The organism is Psychromonas sp. SP041, assembly GCF_000470315.2.
Taxonomy (GTDB): domain Bacteria; phylum Pseudomonadota; class Gammaproteobacteria; order Enterobacterales; family Psychromonadaceae; genus Psychromonas.
This window is the reverse complement of sequence record NZ_CBRF02000007.1, coordinates 20292-46680: the sequence shown is the minus strand read 5'-3', so window position 1 is coordinate 46680 and position 26389 is coordinate 20292. Positions and strand designations below refer to the sequence as shown.

23 protein-coding genes are annotated in these 26389 nt (G+C 36.6%); 10 read left to right on the top strand and 13 right to left on the bottom strand.

Annotated features, from left to right (window positions below; all coding sequences use genetic code 11):
• Positions 1 to 234 precede the first annotated feature (234 nt).
• From SP041_RS05505 to SP041_RS05490, 4 genes are all read right to left on the bottom strand, one after another.
• The gene (locus tag SP041_RS05505; protein WP_025565868.1) at positions 235 to 570 is read right to left on the bottom strand and encodes a PBPRA1643 family SWIM/SEC-C metal-binding motif protein; all 336 of its coding nucleotides are present in this window, start codon (positions 568 to 570) and stop codon (positions 235 to 237) included.
• Positions 571 to 723: 153 nt separating this feature from the next.
• Positions 724 to 1200, bottom strand: a complete 477-nt coding sequence (locus SP041_RS05500; protein WP_025565869.1) for a threonine/serine exporter family protein — start codon at positions 1198 to 1200, stop codon at positions 724 to 726.
• Entirely contained in the window at positions 1200 to 1976 is a 777-nt protein-coding gene (locus SP041_RS05495; RefSeq protein WP_025565870.1) for a threonine/serine exporter family protein, read from the bottom strand. The genes SP041_RS05500 and SP041_RS05495 overlap by 1 nt, the downstream gene beginning before the upstream one ends.
• Positions 1977 to 1988: 12 nt before the next feature.
• Positions 1989 to 2945, bottom strand: a complete 957-nt coding sequence (locus SP041_RS05490; RefSeq protein WP_025565872.1) for a methylenetetrahydrofolate reductase — start codon at positions 2943 to 2945, stop codon at positions 1989 to 1991.
• 224 nt (positions 2946 to 3169) lie between these two features.
• On the opposite strand from SP041_RS05490, the gene rsmE reads away from it, so the two are divergent.
• The 8 genes from rsmE (at position 3170) to SP041_RS05450 (ending at position 9858) form a co-directional block, all read left to right on the top strand.
• A complete protein-coding gene (rsmE, locus tag SP041_RS05485; protein WP_025565873.1) occupies positions 3170 to 3898 on the top strand; it encodes a 16S rRNA (uracil(1498)-N(3))-methyltransferase in 729 nt (242 codons plus the stop codon).
• Between the two features lie 53 nt (positions 3899 to 3951).
• Positions 3952 to 4908 (top strand): glutathione synthase, encoded by a 957-nt coding sequence (gene gshB, locus SP041_RS05480; protein WP_025565875.1) that lies wholly within the window; start codon positions 3952 to 3954, stop codon positions 4906 to 4908.
• 180 nt (positions 4909 to 5088) lie between these two features.
• The gene (locus tag SP041_RS05475; RefSeq protein ID WP_025565876.1) at positions 5089 to 5778 is read left to right on the top strand and encodes a YqgE/AlgH family protein; all 690 of its coding nucleotides are present in this window, start codon (positions 5089 to 5091) and stop codon (positions 5776 to 5778) included.
• Positions 5778 to 6239, top strand: coding sequence for a Holliday junction resolvase RuvX (gene ruvX, locus SP041_RS05470; RefSeq protein ID WP_051368642.1), 462 nt, complete (start codon positions 5778 to 5780; stop codon positions 6237 to 6239). Before SP041_RS05475 ends, ruvX begins: the two co-directional genes overlap by 1 nt.
• 252 nt (positions 6240 to 6491) lie before the next feature.
• The gene (locus tag SP041_RS05465; protein WP_025565878.1) at positions 6492 to 6998 is read left to right on the top strand and encodes a DUF3087 domain-containing protein; all 507 of its coding nucleotides are present in this window, start codon (positions 6492 to 6494) and stop codon (positions 6996 to 6998) included.
• Positions 6998 to 7627 (top strand): LysE family translocator, encoded by a 630-nt coding sequence (locus SP041_RS05460; protein WP_025565880.1) that lies wholly within the window; start codon positions 6998 to 7000, stop codon positions 7625 to 7627. Before SP041_RS05465 ends, SP041_RS05460 begins: the two co-directional genes overlap by 1 nt.
• A 420-nt stretch (positions 7628 to 8047) precedes the next feature.
• Positions 8048 to 8926, top strand: coding sequence for a DMT family transporter (locus SP041_RS05455; RefSeq protein ID WP_025565881.1), 879 nt, complete (start codon positions 8048 to 8050; stop codon positions 8924 to 8926).
• 284 nt (positions 8927 to 9210) lie between these two features.
• Positions 9211 to 9858 carry a peroxiredoxin-like family protein gene (locus SP041_RS05450; protein ID WP_025565882.1) on the top strand — a complete coding sequence of 216 codons (648 nt, stop codon included), beginning with the start codon at positions 9211 to 9213 and terminating at the stop codon, positions 9856 to 9858.
• 358 nt (positions 9859 to 10216) lie between these two features.
• On the opposite strand, the gene SP041_RS05445 is transcribed toward SP041_RS05450, so the two are convergent.
• The 4 genes from SP041_RS05445 to ung all read right to left on the bottom strand — a co-directional run bounded on the left by SP041_RS05445 (position 10217) and on the right by ung (position 14605).
• Positions 10217 to 11305: a hypothetical protein gene (locus SP041_RS05445; protein ID WP_051368644.1), complete on the bottom strand. Its 1089-nt coding sequence runs from the start codon at positions 11303 to 11305 to the stop codon at positions 10217 to 10219.
• Between the two features lie 472 nt (positions 11306 to 11777).
• Positions 11778 to 12452 (bottom strand): 2OG-Fe(II) oxygenase, encoded by a 675-nt coding sequence (locus SP041_RS05440; RefSeq protein ID WP_025565884.1) that lies wholly within the window; start codon positions 12450 to 12452, stop codon positions 11778 to 11780.
• 408 nt (positions 12453 to 12860) lie between these two features.
• Positions 12861 to 13400, bottom strand: a complete 540-nt coding sequence (locus SP041_RS05435) for a hemerythrin domain-containing protein (RefSeq protein WP_025565885.1) — start codon at positions 13398 to 13400, stop codon at positions 12861 to 12863.
• Between the two features lie 554 nt (positions 13401 to 13954).
• Positions 13955 to 14605 (bottom strand): uracil-DNA glycosylase, encoded by a 651-nt coding sequence (gene ung / locus SP041_RS05430; protein WP_025565886.1) that lies wholly within the window; start codon positions 14603 to 14605, stop codon positions 13955 to 13957.
• A 381-nt stretch (positions 14606 to 14986) separates the two neighbouring features.
• On the opposite strand from ung, the gene grcA reads away from it, so the two are divergent.
• Positions 14987 to 15367: an autonomous glycyl radical cofactor GrcA gene (gene grcA / locus SP041_RS05425; RefSeq protein WP_025565887.1), complete on the top strand. Its 381-nt coding sequence runs from the start codon at positions 14987 to 14989 to the stop codon at positions 15365 to 15367.
• A gap of 147 nt (positions 15368 to 15514) precedes the next feature.
• Here grcA and SP041_RS05420 read toward each other — a convergent pair whose 3' ends face one another.
• From SP041_RS05420 to SP041_RS05400, 5 genes are all read right to left on the bottom strand, one after another.
• Positions 15515 to 17839, bottom strand: coding sequence for an EAL domain-containing protein (locus SP041_RS05420; RefSeq protein ID WP_081695438.1), 2325 nt, complete (start codon positions 17837 to 17839; stop codon positions 15515 to 15517).
• A gap of 599 nt (positions 17840 to 18438) precedes the next feature.
• Complete coding sequence (locus tag SP041_RS05415) at positions 18439 to 19398, bottom strand: YHYH protein (RefSeq protein WP_025565889.1); 960 nt, start codon at positions 19396 to 19398, stop codon at positions 18439 to 18441.
• Between the two features lie 1010 nt (positions 19399 to 20408).
• Positions 20409 to 21437, bottom strand: a complete 1029-nt coding sequence (locus tag SP041_RS05410; RefSeq protein WP_025565137.1) for a methionine synthase — start codon at positions 21435 to 21437, stop codon at positions 20409 to 20411.
• A gap of 116 nt (positions 21438 to 21553) precedes the next feature.
• Positions 21554 to 22546, bottom strand: a complete 993-nt coding sequence (locus SP041_RS05405; RefSeq protein WP_025565136.1) for a DUF1852 domain-containing protein — start codon at positions 22544 to 22546, stop codon at positions 21554 to 21556.
• A gap of 609 nt (positions 22547 to 23155) precedes the next feature.
• Positions 23156 to 24964: a protein adenylyltransferase SelO family protein gene (locus tag SP041_RS05400; protein ID WP_025565135.1), complete on the bottom strand. Its 1809-nt coding sequence runs from the start codon at positions 24962 to 24964 to the stop codon at positions 23156 to 23158.
• Positions 24965 to 25490: 526 nt separating this feature from the next.
• Here SP041_RS05400 and SP041_RS05395 point away from each other — a divergent pair.
• Positions 25491 to 26201 carry a lipoate--protein ligase family protein gene (locus SP041_RS05395; RefSeq protein WP_037049598.1) on the top strand — a complete coding sequence of 237 codons (711 nt, stop codon included), beginning with the start codon at positions 25491 to 25493 and terminating at the stop codon, positions 26199 to 26201.
• The last annotated feature ends 188 nt before the right edge of the window (positions 26202 to 26389 follow it).

Sequence of the window (26389 nt, the reverse complement as noted above, 5' to 3'; positions counted from 1 at the left end):
AAAGCCCCGATAAAGTAACTTTATCGGGGCTTTTTGTTGTTTACGGTATTAATACCAATCACACTAATTAACTGATCTATTTTACTTGTTAAAATAACTTATTTCTTCGTTGTAAATATCGTAAAGGAAGCAATCATTTAGCTCAATTTACGCCTTAAACTAAGTCATTTTTCCTGCGCAAAATTTAGATCACTTATTTAATGTTATCGGTATAACTTTTTTAATAAATAAAAATTAACCGCAGCACTTTTTGTATTTCTTGCCACTGCCACAAACACAAGGTTCATTACGAGCAGGCTTTTTATCGAAACGAGTAGTGACTGGTTTATTAATCAATACATCTAATTCTGTGGTATTTTCTGCTTTTTCAGCATCAATAGTAATAGCCACAACTAAGTCATGCTCTTTAGCTAAAGCTTGTATTTCTTCTGCACGGGCTTCGCTATTAACAAGCACCTGTAAAGGTAACTCTTCAGTACCCATTTTCACAGCACGCTTTGTATTAAAACCATAACTTGAATGTTTTGGTTTTTTCTCTTTTTTACCTTTAAAGAAAAATTTATCTGACATAATGAACCTTTATTATCCTACTCGCTTATTCTGCACACTTTATTGGCACTTAATATTTTCGCACAGTGTACAGTATTCCTTATTCCAATCTAGCCTAATATGCGACCATCTTTGTCGTAACGGCACTATTCTTAATAGTCGCCTTAATAGTCGCTAAACAATCGGACGTCCGCGGTAAATTAAAATAGACGGAATGGCTAATCCAAAACTTAACGCTGTTAGGATGAATAAAGTACGTAAACCATTTTCCATCACTATTTGCATCAATTCTAAACTGTAACCACTGGTATTAATTTCTACTAACCCAATCATTGCAGTAAACGCATAACTACCTGGAATCATAGGGATAACCGAAGCAACGGTAAAAACAGGACGAGGAATAAGGTGTTTACGAGACCAATAAAGCCCTAAGAACCCCATGTTAGCCGATGCAATAAAAGTCGCCCATTCAATCGGTATACCGAAGTGTAGTAATAAAAAACGGAAACTATGTGTTAACGCACCACCAGCAGCACAAAAAATCAACATTTTACGCGGCACATTAAATACCATGGCAAAGCCAACAGCCGGTATCCACGCAAACCAAGCATCAGTAATGAATAAAATAAACAGATTTAAAAATTCGTTCATTAATTAGTCCACCCTGACACGCCAATTAAGGTCATCGCTGCAACAATCCCGATGGACACACTGATCGCTAGTAATGTCGAAAAAACCCATCGCGCAATCCCCATATTAATATGTCCTTTCAACATATCAGACACAGCATTAATCAATGGGAAACCAGGAACCAGTAATAACACACTGGCAGCCATCGCTATTTGCGGATTTTCACCCGCTTCAAAAATCACCCCAACACTGGTAATAATAGTGGCAACGAACGCCGCAGCGGCAAAGTTAACAAAAGGATTATGTTGTCGGTGAGCAAGCTCTTGTCTAAGGATCATGGCTAAACTTGCCGCCACAAAAGTAACCCAATACGCCGCTCTATCACCACCAAAGAAATGGCTAAAGCTAGCACAGGAAAAGCCGATCATTAACACCACTAACCAGCGGTTATGCTTAAAGGGTTTTAAACGCTGTAAACGCTTTTTAACTTCTTTTGCATCAAGTAACTGTTTTTCTACCATCACACAAATACGTTGCACATCACAGACCATTTGCATATTAATGCCTCGGTCGTGGCAACGTCTTGTGGTGGTCACACAATGCCCGTTTACTAAACTAGTGATCACGATGGCATCGGGGCTAATTGATAATTCAACATTATCCGCGCCCAATGCTAATCCAATACGTTGGGTGGTTTGTTCAATTAAACGACTCTCTGCGCCATGCTGATGTAAGATTTGTCCAGCAAAGACAGCGACCCGTGTAAGTTCCGTTTGTTGTTCCTTTGACAAGCTCATTATGTAGTCGACTTATAGTTGTGATTCCGCCAGTTTTAAATCCAACGTGGCTTTAAGAAGTTTAAATAATAATATAGCGGCATCGATCTCTTCTTTGCGATTGGTTAAGCTTTCGATGTTTAAACCTAATGGAATATTAAGCGGTAACACGGCCTGTAGAATCTGTTCAAAGTTATTACGGCTAATTTGTAATGATTCTTTTAATGGATTATCAGATTCTAAAATACGCAATGAAGTCGCTTCTGGCACTGAAATACCTAACCATTCAATGAACTCTAATGTTTTAGCACTACCACAAGGGGAGAATGTTAAAATAACACGTTTAGGTTGAATGCCTTGTTGTCTACATTCACTCGCATAACGCGTTAGTAAATCAATCGTTGCTTGTGCATTATAAACGGCTTGAGTAATGAAAAACTCACAGCCTTGATTTTGTTTATTACGTAATCGTAAATGCTCATCGCCCTTTGCAACGTGACGTTCAGCAATCGTTACACCGCCTAAATAAAAATCTTGTGGATGCGCTTCAACCGCTTTATAAGCATCAGCTAATGATAATTTAATCTCACCATCCGATGACGGAGAACCAACTAACACGATATCGCGTACTGAAAATTGGTGCCAAGCATCAGATAACCAAGCCGAGAAATCAGCGGCATCACGTTGTGAAACACTTTTATAAGTGATCACTGGCTTGTCGACTTTATCATGTAAAATTTTTGAATATAAACGCGAATCATGCGTATATCGAAATGGGAATGGACGAGGTTTATTAGTTCGAGACGTTTCATCTTGGATGTCATAAACAATAAAGCCATCGTAATCGATTTCAGATAGACGGCCTAATAATTTATCTGCAATGCCGGATACGAGTTCAATATCTGTATCTTGTTTAGGAGGTGTGGTACCAATGAAATAAACGCCACGCTTGGGGTCGGTGGTAATACTTTTTAACTTAGAGTTGGTCATAACAAAATCCTAAACTATCACTACAAAATAAAATCGAAAATTATCCCATATCTTGTGCATAATTGATATTAGGGAAAGCGTAATTAAATGGTACCTTTACTGATATTATCTTTAAATACTTAATAAGTGGCGCGATTACAGCAGATAAGTCACTGTTAAGCGGTGGTGATATTCAATGTTTTCACGTTATACTAGCGCTTATTTACAATCAAAAAGTAACCTTTATGCGTAACCCTCGTTTTTATGAACCACAAACATTAACTGAAAATAGCACTATCACGCTATCGGATGATGCAACCCAACATATACGTGTATTACGTTTGAATGTAGGTGATCATGTGACGTTATTTAATGGTCAAGGTGGGCAATATTTAGCAGAATTAAATGAGGTACAAAAACGTACTTGCCAAGCAACCATAATGTCATTCCAAACAACAGATAATGAAAGCCCATTACATCTACACTTAGGGCAAGTTATTTCTCGCGGTGATAGAATGGAGTTTGTCATTCAAAAAGCAGTCGAGTTAGGCGTCAATGAAATTACACCACTGATCAGCGAACGCTGTGGTGTCAAACTCAATGCTGAACGTATGGCCAAAAAACAACAACAATGGCAAAAAATTGCCATTGCAGCCTGTGAACAGTCAGGTAGAAATATTGTACCGACCATTCATGCAACGCAAGCTTTAACACAATGGTGTGAATTTGACATTGTTTGTTGTAAATTAACATTACATCCACGCGCAAAGTATTCAATCAACACATTACCAAATGAGATTAATCATGTGCGTTTATTGATTGGTCCGGAAGGTGGTTTAAGTGACGATGAAATTAGTTTAACTGAAAGTTTAGATTTCACCGAAACCTTATTAGGACCAAGAGTATTACGCACGGAAACAGCAGCATTAACCGCGATTACGGCATTACAATGTCGCTTTGGTGATTTAGCGTAACCATATATAGCTTTAACGATAGCTTTTAATAATTTATTGAAATAGGAAAGAATATGACCATTAAAATTGGCATCGTGATGGATCCCATCGCAGACATCAACATTAAAAAAGACTCAAGCTTTGCAATGTTATTAGAAGCTCAATCTCGTGGTTGGGAACTGTATTATTTAGAGATGAAAGATCTGTACCTTGAAGATGGCCGTTGTTTTGCCACTAGCAAAAAACTAACGGTACAACGTGAAGAAGGTAACTTTTATCAATTAGAAGAAGCCGTTGACCACCCTCTTTCTGACCTAGATGCAGTATTGATGCGTAAAGATCCTCCTTTTGATACGGAATACATCTACGCGACTTACTTATTAGAACGCGCAGAAGTAGAAGGTTGCTTAATCGTCAACAAACCACAAAGTCTACGTGATGCAAATGAAAAACTCTACACCGCTTGGTTTAGTGAATTTACACCAACGACATTAGTGACGCGTAGTGCAGCTAAAATCCGTGAGTTCCATAAAAAACACACAGACGTTATCTTAAAACCACTTGATGGTATGGGGGGAGCTTCAATCTTCCGCATTAAAGAAAACGACAGTAATGTTGGTGTGATCATTGAAACATTAACTGAACATGAACAACGCTACTGTATGGCGCAAGCCTTTATTCCAGCCATTAAAGCCGGTGATAAACGAATCTTAATTGTTGACGGTGAACCAATGCCTTACTGTTTAGCACGTATTCCTGCAAAAGGTGAAACACGTGGTAACTTAGCCGCTGGTGGTACCGGTGTTGCCCAACCACTTTCTGAATCAGATTGGCATATTGCTAATACCATTGGTCCTAAACTAAAAGAAAAAGGACTGATTTTTGTTGGCTTAGATGTTATTGGCGATAAAGTCACTGAAATCAATGTGACTAGCCCAACGTGTATCCAAGAAATTGATAAAGCTTACGGCACTAATATCAGTGGTAAGCTAATGGATGCGATTGAGAAACGTGTTAAAGGTGCTAAATAAGCCTTTAAGACTCTTTAGCATTCATTAAAGGCTACACTATAATTAACGCACTACAGTCGAATGCTAGAAACAGATAACTTTGGATACATAATAGCACTGGATATAAATCATTGAGTTTATTACCAAGCCTGAACTAAGCGATACAAGCAGGTAATAAACTCAATACTAATGGAGAAGCACATGACAATAGATAAAACTAAAACACCCTTTGCTGATTCTGACATTAGTACTGAACACTCAGAAGTTCAATCCAGTACCGAACATACATCCTCTGAACATACTCCACCTGAATCTCCTTCAGAAGCGGAAATGGTCAATTCATTAAAAAACCATTTTTTAATTGCAATGCCTTCATTAACAGACCCGTATTTTAAAAATTCAGTGGTCTATTTATGTGAGCATGATGAACAAGGTGCAATGGGTTTTATTATTAATTATCCTGTTAAACTGACCATTCAAGAACTATTAAAAAGTGCCGAAAGTATCAGCCATGAACCAATGCCCCCAATCACAGAACCTGTATTTTTAGGTGGACCATTGGATATGGACAGAGGTTTTGTATTACATAGCCCGATAGAAGATGACTCTCAAAGTACCCTTTTGAATGAACAGTTAATGATGTCTAATTCCAATTTAATCCTTTCTTCATTAGGTACAGAAACACAACCAGAGAAATACATGGTTGCGTTAGGTTACTCAAGTTGGGATTCAGGCCAGTTAGAAGAAGAAATCAGCAACAACCAATGGTTAACGGTACAATGTGAGATGGACATCATGTTTAATACCCCCGTCAGCAAACGTTGGAACTCATCTTTACAACAACTCGGTGTAGACCCATCACAATTAAGTAGCGAAGTAGGCCACGCATAATGACAGTAGAAACAACTAATACAGCATCATCAACGCCAATTAAGGCCCCTAATACCTTACTAGGTTTTGATTTTGGCACCAAAAGTATCGGTGTAGCGACAGGACAAATGATCACTGCAACAGCACAACCCATTGCAGCGATTAAAGCTAATGATGGTATTCCAAACTGGGATACCGTTGAAGCGGTTATTAAAGAATGGAAACCTGATTTAATTGTTGTCGGCTTACCACTTAATATGGACGGCACAGAACAACCGATTACCCAACGCGCTAAAAAGTTTGGCAATCGTTTAACCGGGCGTTTTGGTGTTAAAACAGTTTTTCAAGATGAACGTTTAACGACCGCAAGCGCTAAAGAATTTATCTTTGAACGTGGCGGCTATAAAGCATTAGAAAAAGGTAAAGTAGACAGTGTTTCTGCCGCGCTAATATTAGAAGGTTGGATGGAAAACTATTATTAGTCCTCAACCACAATGCCGACAATAATAAAAATCCAACAACAATTTTCTGTCTTTCAAACACCTTCATTTCAACTACTTATTTTCTAGTACTTTTTCATCTGCTCTTTACACTAAAGAGCAGTGCAATTTATTGATAAACCAATCCAATTTAATTCATTAAGCAAATAATTTAATTCAGGAATCTATTTAAGTTATCACTTTATTGAGTTATAAATGTTTACTCTTCGTTTTATAAAGGACTACATCACGCCCATGCAACTTATTGAAATCGATCCAGAGCGTTATCGTAAACGTTTAAATAAAGTTATCTTTGCTTGCATTGGAGTATTAAGCATCGGCAGTTTAGCCATAAGCCAGCTACTTATCTTATTAATCCCTTCTCCGACAGGAAGCCATTTCCACTGGAACTTGTTAGGTGTCGCAATAACCGCCGTCTCGGTTTTCATTATGTTATCCAAACTTAGAAAACATCCTTTTTTCTACGAAGTCAGTTACGTATGGGACTTAAAACAAGCGTTAAATAAAATTAACCGTCGTATGAAAAAAATAGAATCAGCAGCGCAACGAGGCGATCACGTTGCCATGCACATTTTACATTTCAGTTACTGCGGTTCTCGCCAACTATGGCAATTAGATAACAACACATTAACCATTAATCACCTGACACATCTTGAAAATAAACTACACGAACTAGCAGAAACACATAATGTAACGCTAGATGCCACTCTTTATAACCCATCACAATTAGCGAGCTACTAATGCCTATTTTACATATCGAAGCGTTTTTAATTGCAATCATTATTTTAACTATTACCCCAGGTTTAGACACGGCATTAGTGATTCGAAATACCACCCGAGGTGGTGAAAAAGATGGTTTTGTCACTAACATCGGTATTTGTAGTGGTCTGTTTTTTCACGCGGCATTATCTGCTGTTGGTATCTCATTATTGTTATCACAATCACCGCAACTGTTCCAAGGCGTGAAAATGATTGGTGCTCTGTATATATTATATTTAGGGGTACAAGGTCTTAGACACAGCTTTTCAGCAACAGCAAAAGATCCAGAAACGATTAACGTGAATGGAAGCTTTAAAGCGACTAAAAGCTTTAGAGAAGGCTTGCTTTCAAATGCCTTAAATCCTAAAACAGCTATTTTCTATTTAGCCTTTTTACCTCAGTTCATTAATCCTGAATATTCTGCATTCATGCAATCATTATTAATGGCAGCTATCCACTTTGTTATTGCACTGTGCTGGCAAGCTTTTATCAGCCGTATGATTGTTACCGCACAAAAACGTTTTGATGGCGGTAAAACACAATTGATGATGGAACGTTTAACGGGCGTAGTATTGATTGGACTCGCCGTTAAATTATTGATGGAAGATTAATTAAAAATTTAAGCTGAACAATCATGTCTCAGTAAAATTAAGTTAGCAATAGTTAAGTTAATCATCGTTGAATCGATAATAGTTAAATAGACAAAAGTTAAATAATAAGAAATGAATAACAATAACTAAGTAATAAGAAGTAAGACTCGTTCCCATATTGGTTATCACTTTAACGTAATCAACACCTAAAGAGATAACTAATATGGGAATACTTATTTATTGAAAGTTTCCTGTCTATAAAAAGTATACTTAACGTATTGTTGTTCAAGTAAAAATTCAGACTTTATTTTTCAGTGTGCAGCCAACCACAAAATGAAACAATGTTTTATTTATAGCTAATGTAATCATTAAAAATAGTTTACTGTCACTCTTCTATCAAACTCAAATACTTCTTATGACACACATAAGTAAGGACATATTTTGCAACAAAAATTTGCCTTTAAAGCAGAACTCATTTTAGTGTTAGTCACCATATTAGCAGGCGCAGGCTGGATCTTTTCAAAAGAAGCCTTAATGGGAATGACGCCTTTATTTTTTATCTCAATGCGTTTTCTAGTCGGTGGTCTTGTTTTACTGTTGATCGGTCACCGGTATTTTCGCGGTGTGAAATGGCAAGAGATTAAACCGGTTATGTTAATCGGTGCAGTGATGGGACTAGCGATGCTTTGCTGGATCATGGGACTTTATCAAAGCAGCAATGTCGGTGTTGGGGCTTTCATTACCTGTATGGGTGTCGTATTTGTCCCCATTATTGGGCGCTTCATGTTTGGAGATAGACCCGCTACTAGCATTTGGGTTGCACTCCCTTTTGCGATTATCGGGTTAGGATTTTTAGCGCTCAGTAATGGATTAAATTTTGAAATTTCACATCTGTACTTTTTAGGGACGGCTATTGCTGTTGCTTTTCAACTTAATCTATTATCACGATTTTTACTACGAGTGCATGCATTAGTATTAACCAGTGTTCAATTAACCACCGCGGGCGTGTTGCTTTTAATTGTGTCGTTATTAACCGAATCATTACCGACCAGTATTAGCCCAAATATTTTTGGCTGGTTCTTAGCAAGCGCGTTACTCGCAACAAGCTTACGTTACTTATTACAAATGTATGCAATGAGTTTAACGCCTGTCAGCCATGCCGCTGTCATTATGAATTTAGAACCGGTATGGGCCGCTATTTTTGCAGTATTCTGGTTTGGTGAAGTGATGAGTTTAGGGCAAGTATTTGGCTGTTGTTTAATCTTTATGGCGATGTTGATCAGCCGATGGTCGCAAATAAGAAAGATGTTTAAACATTAGCAACATTAGCGATAACATAAACTTGAAAGCCTTAAGCTATTTGGCTTTCAAGTTTATAACTATTTTCAAAAAAATCTTCCACGACCCTATCCTGCCCTATTTTGATGTTCGTAAACCACTAATGAAACAACAGTTAAACAATAAGCTAATAATAAAAAAGTGCTGTGAGATTGCGTTTTTAATAGCTTATTGATACGTTGGTAAACTTGTTTTTATATGAGCTCACCATTAGTTTTTGTAGATAAAAATAAGCATTCTTTCCGTTAACACATTAGGAGCACCGCATGACCACATTAAAACAACAAACCGACGCTAAAATTGCAGCTGGTCGACAAGCTAACCCTGATTTCATGAAAGGTATCGATGATGTTATTGCTCAAGCAAAAGCTTTTAAGGAAGGTAACAGCGCACTTAAACTTGGCCAAGCAGCGCCTCGCTTTGAACTACCAAATCAACAAGGAAAATCAACATCTCTCTCTGATTTACTAACAAAAGGCCCCGTTGTTGTGACCTTTTATCGCGGTAGCTGGTGCCCTTATTGCAATCTACAACTTCGAGCACTGCAAGCACGATTAGCTGATATACATGAGCTAGGAGCTGAATTAGTCGCTATTAGTCCAGAAGTGCCTGATGATTCATTATCAAAAAATGAAATAAGCGAAATGGAGTTTACGGTTCTATCTGATCAAGATGCAAAAGTAGCTGCAGAATTTGGCGTTGCATGGGAAGTACCAGAGTTTGTATTAGAACACATGAAAGTCGATCGTAAACTGGATATAGAAACCATCAACAATGGTAACGCGAACATCATGCCAATTCCTGCTACTTTTGTATTGAACCAAGCAGGCGAAGTCACATGGCGTTTTGTAGATGTTGATTACCGTACTCGTTCAGAGCCTTCAGATATTATCGATGCCTTACAAAAACTATAAGCATTGAGCTAATTAAGCCTATTAAGCAAACCCAAATAAAGTGGAAAGTGATATTGATAAATAGCGCTAGCTGTTTTTGTAAATATCACTTTTACTCATAGCCTGTTTTAAAAATCAGTCCTTCACATTAATAAAATAAGCTGCCCTAGCAAAAGAGTCACAACCTTTATTATTATAATACGCATGAGCCTGCCCTAATAAATACAGACAGGCTCATACATTACTATTCAGCAGCAACTATCGTATTCAATTATTACTGCTCACTAAAATCAATACAGATTAAATGGATAAATATAACGGTGATATTAATCTAATTAATTAACTGATTAATGGATAAGTAGCTAAACAGTTCTATTTATTAAGCAGCTTGTTCGACGTCCAATGCCGTTGCTTTAATTTCAGCACTCTTTTTTTTGTTCATGTTTGGCAACGATTGACCTTCCCACACAAAGTGACAATTCGCTTTTTGCCTAATGAACCCCTGCACCAATAGAGTAGTAAATAGGTGATCCGTGTCTTCAGCATTTAAAGCTAACTTGTCTGATAATGCTTTCTTTGAGCAACGTACCGTGCCATTGCTGAGTAATGAAATAGCTTGTTGTAATAAATCTTCACTTCGAGATATTACCGCTACTTGCTGTTCATGTTGCTTATTATAAAGTTCAAGATTAGTTTGCTCACTTAACGATGCTTTCTCTTGATCTGCTTGTTGTAGTTTTAAAGTACGAGAGAAGCGCAACTCTTCACCAATTAATCCAACGAAGAAAGCGGCAAATAAATCTAATAAAACCGACAGAAAAATCACTAATGATAGTTGTGCTGTTTTATTCTCTATATTCAGTGCTGTCGCAACGCTACCGATTAACCCTAATACAGAACCTTGGCTTGCAACGGGTTGTTTATCACGTTCAATAGCCAGCGCTAACTGTTGTTCACGTAATTGAGTATTCTCTTTTTGAATACGTGCAACACCCGTAACGATACGATTCAACTCAATATACTTTTCTGCGGCAACATTATTAAGTGCGATCTGTTTATCAATGGCAGCTATTTGAAAGTCGAATGCAGCTTTTTTATTATTTTGCACATCAAGGTGACTCTGGGCAGTATTAGTTGCACTATTAATGCCACCGATACTGCCACCAATAGAAATAATGGCTAACACACTGTAAAAAATAAACGCTGAAAATGCAGCGCTAATATTGCGCCTTGCTAAACGCTCCCCAAATTCATACCAAGCAAAAAATTTTCCTAGCTCGAATATCACTGCCAATGAGCCAAATAAAAATTGCATCCAAAATCCATTATCAATTGATAAAAAGAGTAATAATGAAAAGATAATTGATGCCAAGATAGATGCACCGGTAAAACTATAAACAACGGTCATCGCAAAGGGGCCTTTTGCATGGCGAATGCGTTTTTTAGATAGGGTCGATATATTAGTCATGAATTACCTACTTATGATTATTGATCATTGCTCAAATCGTGAAAGCCTTGGTAATAGCTAACAAAGCGGATCAATAAGGACAGAAATTGGCGCGAATTGTAGAGAGGCTTTTATCGAAAAGCCAGTAATGACAGGCATTAGATGAATAAATAAGTAAATCATCAATGTTTTGTTTATTTTTTATACCGATTTAAAAAATAGAGCTTCTAAAAGTATGATTAACCGATGCATGAATTGAGTCATAATAAGTGGTCACCTCTTTCTTTAGTCTTTTTATTTTCAATTATTGTCTTAATGTCATTAGTATTGATAGTGTCATTAACACCACTTATTTAGACAAACTGGCGTAATAGAATAACTTAGATTCAGAATATAACGACAAAAACACAAATAAAACAGTACCTTAAGTCACTTAAAATGCTAAATATCGATGAGAAGTAATGTTATGAGTAACGGCGCGACATAATAAAAGTTAGCGTGGTGGATCAACGCGATCAGTGACCGACGTATTAACACGAAACCACCCCGCTATCGAATAACGATCTCGGTTTGCTGCTAATACTTCATGTGGAAACTCTTCACTTAAAAATGTCACGATAGTGCCCATTAACGGCACCACTTTAACGCCTTCTTTATCATGATCACTTTTATATAACACCAACTCTCCGGCATCACTAGGTAACCAATGACTATTAAAATAAACAACCACAGATAACACCCGATTAGACTCGCCTTTAAAAGCATCATAATGACGTTTGTAATAGTCACCAGGGCTATAATGAGCAAAGTGACTTTCAAATGAAAATAAGCCTAAAAATAAACGTCGATTTAAATAAGTCTGTAATCCTGCTACCCAAGTTAACCAATCTTGTCCTGCTTGGCTTTCCCCGGTTATCCAACTAATAGCATCAGTTCGAACGAATTCATTTTGTAAATATTCCTTACCTCTGCCAATACCTGCACTTTTAAATTTATGAGCTTCCATCAATTGTTGATGCGTAAATAAAGAATGTGTTAATGCTTCAGGTAACGCCGTTGGCATAATACTGTACCCACGCTTATCAATACCTTCGGCGATAAGTGCAAACAAGGAATCATCATTTGAGTTATTGCCAGTAAACTCACAAACATTTTTTAACGCTAGCAAAGTGCAGCCCTTTTTAATGATCTAATTAAGAATAATCTAGCTAATTAATAAAGCTTAATTAATAACAATCTACTTAATAAAAAATGAGATATAAATTGGCTTTGTTATTAACCGTATTGGTAGAAGTCATGCTCAGTCTAAAAAGATAAAAGGTTCAATTTAGGCTAATAAACACTGGAATCTTTGATGGGAAATAATTAACGTTAAACAATTATTTTATTGCGTTAACTACTCTTGATATCTCGAAAGGTGTGAGATCGCATAGTGACAGTTTTTTAAAATAAGAAAAGCTTTATTATGCTGTTATTGTTAAATAAAAAGGCTCGGTGTCATCAACTAAAAAAACACCCCATCACCTCAATTAAATACAATGCCATTGTAAGACAACAGCATCGTTTTTTTAGTGTATTAACTAACTTTAATGTGTAAGGCTAGTGCTTTAAATTGATCACTAATACTCTCACCAAACAATGGATCAACGTATTCTTTATGCTGCCATTGTAACATCAAGTGTGCCCAATCATCTTCCGTTAAACTGCTTTGAATCGCCGGTAATACTTCTGTTTCTTCATAGTTTAAATGTTGTTTTTGTTTACTAACAAAATTTTCCATTTTTTCTATGAAGACTTCTTTCGGTATAATGGCATCCAACAAAATCATATTAATCATGTCATCTAATTCTGCTGTTAATATTGTTAACTGTTTATGATCATCCTCTAAACGATTGGCCACTTGATCCGTCACTACTCGGTATTTTAGATAATAAGCATAAATAAGATTTTCCATCGGATGATGGTATTTATCGGAGTAATTTTTAAGATAATCAGTGATAGATTTAAGCAGCTGGTAATCGACGTCTTTATCTAGTGTTAATAACACAATATTGCTGTCGATCACCTGCAACAACTGCATGATATTTTTATGGTCTTTATGAATACGATTAAGCATGTTAATTCCCATCTATTGATAAAAGAAGAAGTATTATGACTAATAGACAATATCTGAAATGTCCTTAGTCACTCCTGCGCAAAATCAATAAATAGGCGTTAAGCATTAGGAAATAAAAGCTAAATAACCTCAATTCTGGTTAATGAACGCAGAATTATACCGATTACATTAAATAAGTGTTCTAAATTTTGCGCAGGAAAAATGACTTAGTTTAAGGCGTAAATTGAGCCTTTCGAAGATTAACTTCGTTAATCGTCTATCGGAGAATTAACCAAAGGATGTTAATTCTTTAATTGTTGTTCCCTTTACGAAATTTACAACGAAGAAATAAGTCATTTTAACCAGTAAAATAGATCAGTTAATTAGTGTGATTGGTATTATATTTAAAATCATCAGGTACTATTTTTTACGATACAGTGCCGTTAGTTTTGCGTAGTTCAAGACGGATTATTGAAAGGTAATTTAACGCAGAAATAGCCGTGTTGTATCGCTTTTCTTATCCAGAACTGAGGTTAAATACCTTTAAAAAACAAATGGATTTAAAGTATAAACCGCTACCAGTTAATCGCTTGCTTGCCTTGTTTAATAAGTAATTGATTGGTTTTTGAAAAGTGCTTACAACCAAAAAAACCACGGTACGCAGACAATGGTGAAGGATGCACAGCGGTCAAAATATGATGCTTAAATGGGTCGATCATCGTTGACTTCTTAATGGCATAACTGCCCCACAATAAAAAGACAACGCCATCTGTTTCCTGATTAATATGGTCAATAACATTATCAGTAAACTGCTCCCAGCCTTTCTTGGCATGACTGCCAGCAGCAGATTTTTCAACCGTTAATACGGTATTTAACAGTAATACGCCTTGTTTCGCCCAATGCGTTAAATCGCCGCTGTCTGGTATTGTTTTCCAATCCAAATCATCTGCAAGTTCTTTATAGATATTACGTAATGAAGGCGGTAGCTTTGTGCCTTCTTGTACAGAAAAGCTTAGTCCATGTGCTTGTCCGTCACCATGGTAAGGATCTTGCCCTAATATGACGACTTTAATATCTTTTAATTCAGTTAATGAAAAAGCATTAAAACGATTTTCAGGCGCAGGAAAAATGGTTTTTCCTGCGCCTTCTTCTTGCTCTATAAACAATTGTAATTGTTTAAAGTAACTTTGCTGTTGTTGCTTTTCTATAAAACCTAACCAAGACATAACTATCTACCATTCAATAATTTTAAAAAGAAAATATAACATATAAGCAATTGTTAAATATAAACTTTATTTTTTACATTTGGATAACAAAAACAATGTTAATGAAAAACAAGCAGTTACAAAATTGCTTTGATATTGCTCAATACAAATACGAATAAACCACTATTAAAGTAAGTGATTAGTGTTGTATATCACATATGAGCGGCCCTATAATCATAAGTAGATTAATTAACCAGCAGCATTAGATATTATTTATTGCTCGCTATGCTTAAACGGTTTTACACCATTTTATTACCAAACTGTAGACTAAACTGTAGACTAAACTGTCTTACAAAATAATGGTCCTAAACCGTATTAATAAATAATAATTAAGGAAATATTATTGCTTTAGGTATTCAAATTACTGAATCAAATAACACTGCGTTATTAAACTCGTTTTGGTTATTAGATGAAGAAAATGCACAGGCGCGTTGTTTATGTGTGAAAGACAATGCATACGCTGAAGATCAAGTTATTTCTTTAGCTGAACTCGGTGAAATTAAATATAAAGAAGTAGCGATTGAAGCGCCAAAAGCACAAGAAGGTGGTCAACACTTAAATGTGAACGTGTTACGTCGTGAAACATTAGAAGATGCTGTAAAACACCCTGAAAAGTACCCACAATTAACAATACGTGTATCAGGCTATGCAGTACGTTTTAACTCACTAACACCAGAACAACAACAAGATGTATTAACACGTACATTTACAGAAAGCTTATAAACGTTAAAAAACTATTGAGGGTAATCACTTAATTTATTAAGTAGCTTTAAACACCTTTAAAACAAAAAGCCTAATAGCTTCCACTATTAGGCTTTTTTATATCTACATAAAAATCATCTTATGTAGACCAACAATAAAAGAGCTTTATTAACATCTAACATCACCGTCTTTAAATGAATAACCATTCTTTAACGACGCTAAAACCAACTCATCCATTTCTTTTGGTGAAATCGGTTTACTGAAATAAAATCCTTGGAAAATAGAGAGACCAAGCTGTTTCAACAAATCGAGCTGTTCTTTCTCTTCAACACCTTCAGAGACAACGTTTAAATTAAAATTATCTGCAAGGTTAATAATCGACTTCACCATCATCAATGCTTGTTTATTCGTATTAATATCTTGCATGAAAGAACGGTCTATTTTGATTTCATCAATTGGTAAATCCCTTAAATAACTTAAAGAAGAAAAACCAGTACCGAAATCATCGAGAGAAACAGAAATACCAATACTTTTAAGCTGACATAGCTTCTTCGTTACATCCCTAATATCTTTAATAAAGATAGACTCAGTCACCTCTACAATTAATTTAGTTGCGTCAATATCATAAGACTTAACAACGTCGATTATCTCTTCTGCAAAATGCTTTTGCCAAATTTGTTTAGCACTTAAATTAACTGAAATACTCAAACCTGCGGTCGTTGGTGACGCTTGCCATTTTTTCAGTTGCTCACATGACTGTTCAAGTACTTGCATCCCAATAGGGATAATTAAATTACTCTCCTCGGCCATTTCAATAAAAGAATAAGGGCTTAATAAACCTAACGTAGGATGCTCCCAACGCACTAAAGCTTCTGCCCCAATAATTTGATATTCATTACAATATTTAGGTTGTAAATAAATACAGAATTCGTGCTCATCGATAGAGTTGCGCATTGCTTTCTGTAGTTCACCACTATAATTCAAATCATTTTGAGTGTCAGGGTCGAGAATAATAGCTTCATTACCCCCATTGGCTTTTGCTCTGTATAGCGCCATATCAGCTAGTTGTAGAATTTTATTTTCAAGGAGATCATTAGACTTAAAAATAACCCCGCCCATGCTTGCAGTTACTGCATATTCGATATCAATATCTTGTAAGTCACTTTTTAAAGAGACAGACTCAGATAACAATGTAATCAATTGATTTGCATAGTTTTTAGTGTAAGTAGTTGTATCGTTTAAATCCTTATCAATAAGCGGTAAAATAACCACAAATTCATCTCCACCAAAACGAGATACCATTTCATTGCTCTGTCTATTGTTAAGCAACTTTTGAGCAATAAGCGATAACAACTTATCCCCCATGTGATGACCATAACTATCATTAAGTAACTTGAATCTGTCGAGGTCTAAAAATAGTAAGGCACTGTAGGTGTTTTCTTGTTGGCTTTGCTTAAGCGTATTTCGCAAATCCATATCGAATTGTACTCTATTAGAAAGGCCTGTTAATTGATCATGATAAGCTAACTGATGTATTCTTTGTTGGTTACGTTTTTCCTGTGTAATATCAAGCACCAACCCGACGACTAAAGTGGGGTTATTATCTTTATCTCGTTCTGCCACTCTGCCTCTATCCCATACCCAAATAACTTCACCATCAGGGCGTTGTAATCGATATTTGATATTAAAAGGTGCATCGCCTTTTAATACTCCAGCAATAGCTTCATACACTCTTGCTTTATCTTCTTTAACAATACAGTTTTCATATTCCTGGAAAGATTGTTCGCTGCTAGGAATACCAGACATATCTTCCCATTGTTTATTATGATTAACATGACCAGTTTGAGGGTTCCATTCCCATAACCCTTCTTCCGACACATCTAATACATGCTGTAAACGTGCTTTATTTTTTTCTGATTCTTCTTTTAATTCAATGATTTCAGTAATGTCTTTAGCAAGAACAAATAATCTTAATTGCTTCTGTGCATTATAAAATGGAATTTTAATCGAATGAAAATGATGTAGTTTATTTTCATTCATATCCATAGAGACATCAAAGGCCTCTTCGGTTTCAAATTTGTCTAATATTGCTTTCGAATTTTGTTGAATTACTTCAAATTGTTCTAAATTTCCAGTGAAATCATAATCTGTTTTCCCAATTAATTCAGATTCTGTTGTGTTGTACAGTTTAGCTACGCTTCTATTACCATAAACAAAGCGGCCATCTTCATCTTTTATAACAACAAAATCTGTAATATTTTGGAGAATATTATGTGTCACTTCCGCACTTAAGCTGTACTGTTTATAGGCCAAATATGACACCAATAATAAACTGGTCATAATAACGATGAATATAATCAATAAACTAAATAGCAGACCAATTTGAATAGGTAAATAAACATGGGTCAAAAGAATAACAATAGAAGCGACACAAGCGATAGCAAACACGCCTATATTCCTTTTTGTAGATGTCATCTCTACAATATTGGACATACCTAATACTCCATAAACAAAAGACAATGTTTTCACATAATTATTATACTATAGGTGCAAATGTACTATAACTTAAACTTTTTAAATAAATAGCATTCACATAATAGGAATCTTTTTTTGTAAGATAATGTTTACAGATAACCTCATTAATAGACAGTTAAAGGTGAGAACTTCAATATAACGTCGTTTCCGTCAATACCACAACCAATCAAAATATTGGTTTAAATACTCTCTTTGAATGAAGTGTTGTTATTAGTAATTTTAATGATCAATTTAATTACGGCTTTTACCTTTCACATCAAAATAATAGCAGCACTTATTGTAGTGTTGGTTTCATGGATGAAAATGCTATTTATAGCGCTATTGTCTTAGAAGATAGATTCTATTCCATAAAAATTTTCACTGACTGCGGGGTTAAGATATGACAAATTCCGTCGAGATACCGAAACACGTGACAAAACCTTTGATGATATAACATGGACTATTTCAGCTAATTGGGACATGACAGAACTAGTCTGCCTTTTTTTGCAACCACAAGAAGCTTATTGAAAATAGTCTCAAAGAAGATAACTAATAACAGCCTTAAAGCACCTGATGTTCTATCGGCGTCTTTTATTAAAACTACTGTCTGGCTCACCTTTAAAACAACCTAATACCCAAGGGTAAGCATCGGTTACATAGTAGCCGTAATGACCATTAACCGTCATACCATTACATTCATCTAAATCTCCACCTGAAGTAGTATCATAGGCATAGTCATCAACATATTGACCATCATAATCGCCGCCAGGTGAATAGGTTTTACCTGCAAAAATAACATCGGCTCTTGGACCACCGTTATCTTTTAACACATAACTAGAGGTTGCTTTTCTAATGGTGCCATTATCATCAAAGTAACTACCATAAATGGGAAAACCATCGGCAGCAAAACCAATCACAGGAGAAGCCTCTTTATCACTCGCTGTAAACATAGCTAATGGGTTGCCGTGATAATGATAAGTGCCATCGGGCTGAGTATGCGCATTATGAGAATCAGTCCCAAAACTATTTAAAGACGACATAGGGTCATACCGAAAAGGTTGTTCGGTATTACCACAACCAATAAAACCATTACCAACGCCAAAACAACCTGCTGCCAACAAGTCCAACTTCACGCCATTTAAAAACAATGCGTTATCAGTACGAAGGCTTAACTCAGTGATGTTATCTTTTTTAGAAGGAGACTGCGGAATAGTATATGTCAGATTTTGTTCAGAAACAGGATTACGAAAGGTTCTATCTCCATCATTAAAATCATGATTAGGGATCGCATTAGTAGAAAAAACACATTGTTCATTTTCTAACGCTATTTTTAAATGCCCGGAATATGCCGTATCTTCATTGACATCTTTAACCTGAGAACTGTACTCGTTAGCATACTCTGCACAATTGGTTGCACTACTGGTAAAAATAGCATTTGTAATATCTGCTGTATTAGTTGTTTCATGGTGTGAATGGTGATCATGAGTACAAGCCGCTAAACTTGATGTAATCGCTAACAATAATAATGTTTTTTTCATATCAACTCCTTTTAGATATTTTACGATGATGATTATAATTACAGTGATGGTGAGAATAACGATGATAAAGTATTAATGAAACAACCTCAGTAATAAAAAGTGAAAAATGACACGTAATGCAAAACTATTTAACCTCAATTCTGGTTAATGAAATCGGAATCATATTTAAAATCATAAGGTACTATTTTTACTAGTCAGTGCTGTTAGTTTTGCGTAGTTCAGGTAAATTATTGAAGCAATTACGGGTTATTGATAGATAATTTAACGCAGAAATCCACGGAAATAGCGGTGTGGGAGTGGTATCGCTTTGCTTATCCAGAATTGAGGTTAGTTAAAGAGAAAAAACAACACAGAACTCCTGCAAGCTAAAGCATGCGCCCCAGAATAAAAAACTCATAAACTTGTAGCAACAAGTCAAAAACAAAATATCACCCTCAGCATGCTAAAGCCAGCGCCCCAAAGTCACAGGCAGGTGATAGTTGCAAAAAGCCAGAAGATTTTAGTGTGTTTTTTTGACTTGGAGGTGCATGCTTCAGCTTGTAGGTATCGAAACTCGGGGCGCATGCTTTAGCTTGCAGTGTTTTAATGTTTACATGTGTTGACTTTGACTTTGTAGTTAACCTCAATTCTGGTTTATGAAATTGGTATTATTTTTAAAATCATAAGGTACTATTTTTTTATTAGACAGAGCCATTAGTTTTGCGTAGTTCAAGGCGAATTATTGAAGCAATAACAGGTTATTGATAGATAATTTAACGCAGAAATCCGCGGAAATAGCGGTGTTGTATCGCTTTGCTTATCCAGAATTGAGGTTAAAATAATACAAAGGTTTTAAATAAGAAAGTAAATTTATGATGTTTTATAGCTACAGTTTTATATCTGTCGTTTGATATTTGTGGCTTAAAATTTACGGTTCGATAGCAGTAGCGAACCTGCTATCGATAAGCCTATTAATTATCTTAAAGATTAATAGGCTGTCACATTTTTTAACTAGTAAGCACCATTGTAGACTAGACCGAAAGCTCTTTTCGAACGATAGCAGCACCATCACTCAGTGCTTTTAACTTCCCTCTTGCTACTTCACGCGATAAAGGAGCCATGCCGCAGTTAGTACATGGGTAAAGCTTATCTGCATCAACATATTTAAGGGCTTCTCGTAACGTATTCGCCACTTCTTCTGGCGTTTCTATCGTATTGGTTGCCACATCAATTGCACCTACCATTACTTTCTTACCGCGAATAAGCTCAAGTAGTTCCATCGGCACGTGAGAGTTGTGACATTCTAATGAAATAATATCAATATTAGAGGCTTGCAATTTAGGGAAAGCTTCTTCGTATTGGCGCCACTCGTTGCCTAAGGTCTTTTTCCAATCCGTATTAGCTTTGATGCCATAACCATAACAAATATGCACTGCAGTTTCGCACTTAAGCCCTTCAATCGCTCTTTCTAAACAAGCAATTCCCCATTCATTTACATCATCAAAAAACACGTTAAAAGCAGGTTCGTCAAATTGAATAATATCAACGCCAGCGGCCTCTAACTCTTTCGCTTCTTGATTCAGAATAATTGCAAATTCCCAAGCAAGTTTTTCACGACTTTTATAATGATCATCATACAGCGTATCTATCATGGTCATTGGTCCTGGCAATGCCCATTTGATTGGTTGATCCGTTTGTTGACGTAAAAACTTCGCAGCTTCAACAAACACTGGTTTTTGTCGACTCACAGGACCAACGACTGTCGGTACGCTCGCATCATAACGGTTACGAATTTTAACGATTTTACGATTTTCAAAATCCACACCATTAAGATGCTCAATAAAGGTAGTCACAAAATGTTGGCGAGTCTGCTCACCATCGCTGACAATATCTATGCCTGCTTGTTGTTGCTCGTGTAATGACACACATAATGCATCTTTTTTGCCATCTACCAATGCCTGATCTTGTAATTTCCATGGAGACCATAATGTTTCAGATTCTGCAAGCCAAGACGGTTTAGGCAAACTGCCTGCTGTAGAGGTTGGTAATAATTTTTTCATGATCAATTGCTTCCTATATTAGGTATTTAGCTTTTATTATTTAGCTTTTATTATTTAGCTTTTATTCTTTGAATCTAAGTATTGTTTAGCTTTGTACGTTTAACTTTTTCGTTTTGTTAGACTAAACAAGGTTGTTGTTTATAGCTGGCAGACCAATTATCAAACATAGCTTGGTAGGGTTTAATAAATTGCGCTTCAGCAAACTTCCCTTGCTCAATACCCAAACGATTACGTTCCTCTCGGTCATACACAATATGCGTTAATGAATAATCTAAGTTCTTCAAATTCGGTTGATAAGTTTGCCCTGCCACTGCATTCGCATTATAAATTTCAGGCCGATAGATTTTCTGAAACGTCTCCATGGTGCTGATAGTGCTGATCAGTTCAAGGTTGGTGTAATCATTCAACAAATCGCCAACGAAATAAAAAGCTAAGGGTGCAGCACTATTAGGCGGCATAAAATAACGTACCTGCAAGCCCATCTTTTTAAAATATTGCTCTGTTAAAGAAGACGCATTCGGCTGGTATTCAAACCCTAAAACCGGATGTTGGTTAGCAATGCGTTGATAAGTTTTAGTCTCCGCGACACTCAAACAGATAACAGGCGATTTATTAAAATGTGTTTTATAAGCAGAGGAATTCAAGAAAGACTGAAATAACTTTCCATGCAACTCACCAAAGTGTTCTGGAATGCTAAATGACGGTTGTCCCTTATTATGCTCAGACAACAAAATACTAAAGTCATAATCACGTACATAAGACGAGAAGTTATTACCAACAATGCCTTCAATACGTTGATTAGTTTGATGGTCAACAATACTCGTTTTTAACACTTCAATAGAAGGAAACGTTTGACCGCTACTCTCAATGTCCATTTCAACAGAAATAATCTCAAGCTCCACAGAATAACGGTCGCCCTTCAGGTTATCCCAATGAGCTAACGCATTAAATCGATTATCGATCATCTTTAATGCATTACGTAGATTGTGTTGACGGTTCTCCCCACGCGCTAAATTAGCAAAGTTGGTCGTCGCTCGTGTATTGCCAGCAGGTTGATAATGCTCATCTAAACCTGTGATCTTAATCATAAAGGTAAAATCTGTGTTCATGGTATTTAGCTCCAATTCTCAATCATAAAATCTGCACACTCCCTGTTCTTTCAGGATTTTCTAATCATCAGTCTTATTTATATCGATGACGTCGAATTAAGCACTCACGTTAATATTGCCCAACGTTATAAAGCAGTGTGTATTTTATACGTTAAATTGATTATGAATAAAAATGATTGATTTTCAAATTAACATGAAAATAACTAATAAACGGATTTTAAGTGTAAATAAAGCAGGATGAAAATGTTAAGAAGGTTAAGGTTAATAGGGTTTGGGTTTGGGTTTGGGCTGAGTTTAGTTTTATTGATTCAAAAAAATGAGAACGTAAAAGTTAATGTAGATACATAGAGATTAAGTTTTTTTAGCTTTGGAGAGCATGGCGAATTAGACAAAGCCTAGTTTCATGAGCGGAGGCGCTCTGTGGTTGACTTACTTTGAACAATAAAGAAGCTCAAAGAAAGCCGCCACCGACTCACTTTTAACGTACCGTTTCTGACGTGCATTTGTGCACTAGCTTTAACACCCTATTTGATATGACTAAAATATGTTAATTGCTTGAGATAGCTCAACGGTAGTCAGCTGTAGGCATTTTATATTAAACATAAAAAATCACGACGAACAACTAAGATGCGAAACGCCCCCTACTTTAAAGAACTCCAGCGGTTTCAATCGATAGTATTTATCTTCCACTTCTTGAGACTGCTCTGCATAAGGTTGGTTCATCACATCTTGCAACTCTCGAATTAAAGTGTAATTACCCTCTGTTGCTTGTTGATAAGCAGGTTTAACAAACCACTCTCGTAAAATATATTTTGGATTAACCAACTTCATTTGCTTAGCGGCTTCTTCAAGGGTGCAGCCATTCGCTTCACAGTCACTATTAAGAAGTGTTTTCCATGTTGCAAACCATTCTATCCAACGTGTGTCCCTTTGATGAGAGTCTGACTCGTTTGCCTGATTTGAGCCATTGTAAAAGCTTTTTTTCAATGGGCGAATATCGTCAGGTATCGACGATAGCTCCCGAAAGAAAATTGTATAATCGACAGGTGTTTGCATCATTAGAGTGAGTAGCTCGTTAAACAATACCTTGTGATCCGTTGGGTTTAACGTGCTAAGACCCAACTTGGCAGCCCACATACTTTGCATTTCCGAGTCCATCACAGTCGAAAATTCACGTTGAACCTCGTCGAGTGCTAGTAAATGATCTTCATGATCAGCTAATAACGGTCGTAACGCCGAACAAAAAGACTCGAAATTGCTTTGCGCAGCTTTAGGTTGATTCAAAAACGAATAATGATTACCACCGCCCGTCCAAGGTTGATAATAGGGGGTAAACACATCACAAAAACCAAATGGGCCATAGTCAAGCGTAAAACCACCAGCAGCACAATTATCACTATTAAAGTTACCTTGGCAAAAGCCAACGCGGATCCAATTCGCGATGAGTACCGTCAAGCGACCACGAAACTCGCGCGCCAATAACACGACTTTTTCAGGCATGCTGAGCTGGCTATCGACAACATCAGCGTATTCACGATCAATCAAGTACAACACTATTTTTTCCAGCTCTTGCATCGCGTGAACTTGTTCATCAGGCTGATCTTCAAATTGACCATCTTCACGAGTGCGGCGAGCAAAAAGCTCAATTTGACCAACGCGAATAAATGACGGTGCAACACGTGTCGAGATAGCAACCGCTTCAGCACTCATCATATCCGGATTCTCCGAACGAGAACCCTCCGTATACCAGTAACGTTTTACCGTTTCGGTTTTGGAAACGTACAAACTCAACGACCGTGATGTAGAAACACCAAGCGCGTGCATGTGCTCTTGAGCTAAGAACTCACGAATGCTAGATCGTAAAACAGCACGACCATCCGCCCCGCGACAATAAGGTGTTTGGCCACCGCCTTTTAACTGCATTTCCCAGCGTTGACCGTTGATAACCGCCTCAAGCACTGAAATAGCACGACCATCCCCATATCCGTTACCAGTCTGAAACGGACATTGATGAGTGAATTCAGTCCCGTAGATAGAAAGTGCATATCCCGTCGCCCAACCGATTTTGCGCATCGGCGCTGGCACTTGAGAAGTACCACCGGAGAACATGCGCATGAAATCAGCAGATTCCGCCAACTTGTCGGCTAAACCAAGCTCAGCAAAAAACGCATTACTGTGTGCAACATATTCTGGGTCTTTAATTGGGGTTGGGTTAACTGGAACATAATGACCCGAGAAGACTTGTCGTGGTGCGTAATCAACCCCGTTTTCTGTCGCATCGGGATCACAGTTGAGCGTGTCCATCAGAGAATAATTTGCCAACTTAGCAAGCTCACCTAACGTAGAGATTTTAGACGTTGGTGTAGTAGGTATAGCAGATACAGTCGAGTTGTTTTTCTGAGGCAGTCGATTTGTCATAATGTTTTATACCTGCGTTTATAGAGATGAGTGTTCATAAAGATAATCGTTCATAGAGATAAGTATTAATACTTACTATCTTACCGCGATATGTTGGAGAGTTCAGTGCTAATTGTAATCGTTTCATTAAACGTGAGTTAACATTGGCTTTACTTTTTATTTGGGTTTGATTGGCTCGTCTTAGGTCCTTGGATCTGTTGGCGACTTTACTTTATCTAAACCAGTAGAAAACTTCGATAGATAGTTCTAGCCATATTGAACTTAGATTTAATCATTAATGAATTAATATGATTGAGCTCGTATAAGCGCTCAGTACTTTTGAGGTAAAATGCAAAATACGATCCCGAATATTTTTTACAATACTTTCCAAAGTCTTTTTAAATGAAAATAATCATTACAATAGACAGCTTGAAACTTAAAACCACTCAACGCTTATCTGTATTCAGATTTCAGTATTTATGATAATTTAACCTGCTCTTTATATTATTTAGTATCGTTAAATGTGATTTAAATCTGGGAGGTGGTTATGATTAAAAATCAAAATAAATTATTACGTTATACAAGCGTATCTGTGGCTAATGTATTTGAAAAAGAGACCGCCATCATTGCACAAATACAAGCGAATGAAATATCTAAATGCCTTATATTATGGCAAACAAAAACACCCACGATTGTATTTCCTGCTAATAAAAAATGGCCTGAATCTACCTTATTAAAGACAGCCTTACAAAAAGATGACTGGAAATTACTGTCACGTAAAACAGGTGGCGCTCCTGTCCCACAATGCCAAGGTATCATTAACTTATCGCACTTGTATGTTTGGGATGATGCAACGCCCTACTCTATTACCCAAGCGTATGAAAACTTATGCCAAGTATTAAAAGACTTTTTTAGCCTATATGGATTAAACAGTGAAACGCATGCCACAGAGTTTTCGTACTGTGACGGTGATTTTAATATCAATATTAATGGGCGTAAAATTGTAGGGACTGCACAGCGTATTATTTTAAAAAAAGGAGGCGGTAAAATTATACTCGCACAAGCCTGTATTCTAATTGATGCCGTGCTAGAAGAAATAATTAAACCCATTAATTTGTGTTATCAATTGTGTGATAAAAAAGAACAAATAAAAGCACAGGTTCACACCACCTTGTTTGAGCATATTAATACTCGACCTAGTGTCGAGGTGCTTTATCAACAACTCACTCAAGCATTTGTAGATAATGGTTTAGGCTAGTGAGGAACGACTAAAATCATGACGCCATAAAACACGCTTGATTATACGGATTCCAATTTCAAAGATATGAAGATGTGGCAGATTCAACGTTGAAATACATAGCAACTAATCAACTAAAATAATTGAGCAGCTTAAGCAATTAGCGCTTCAACACCCATTTTATAAGATAAGTAGACATATTTGAGAAT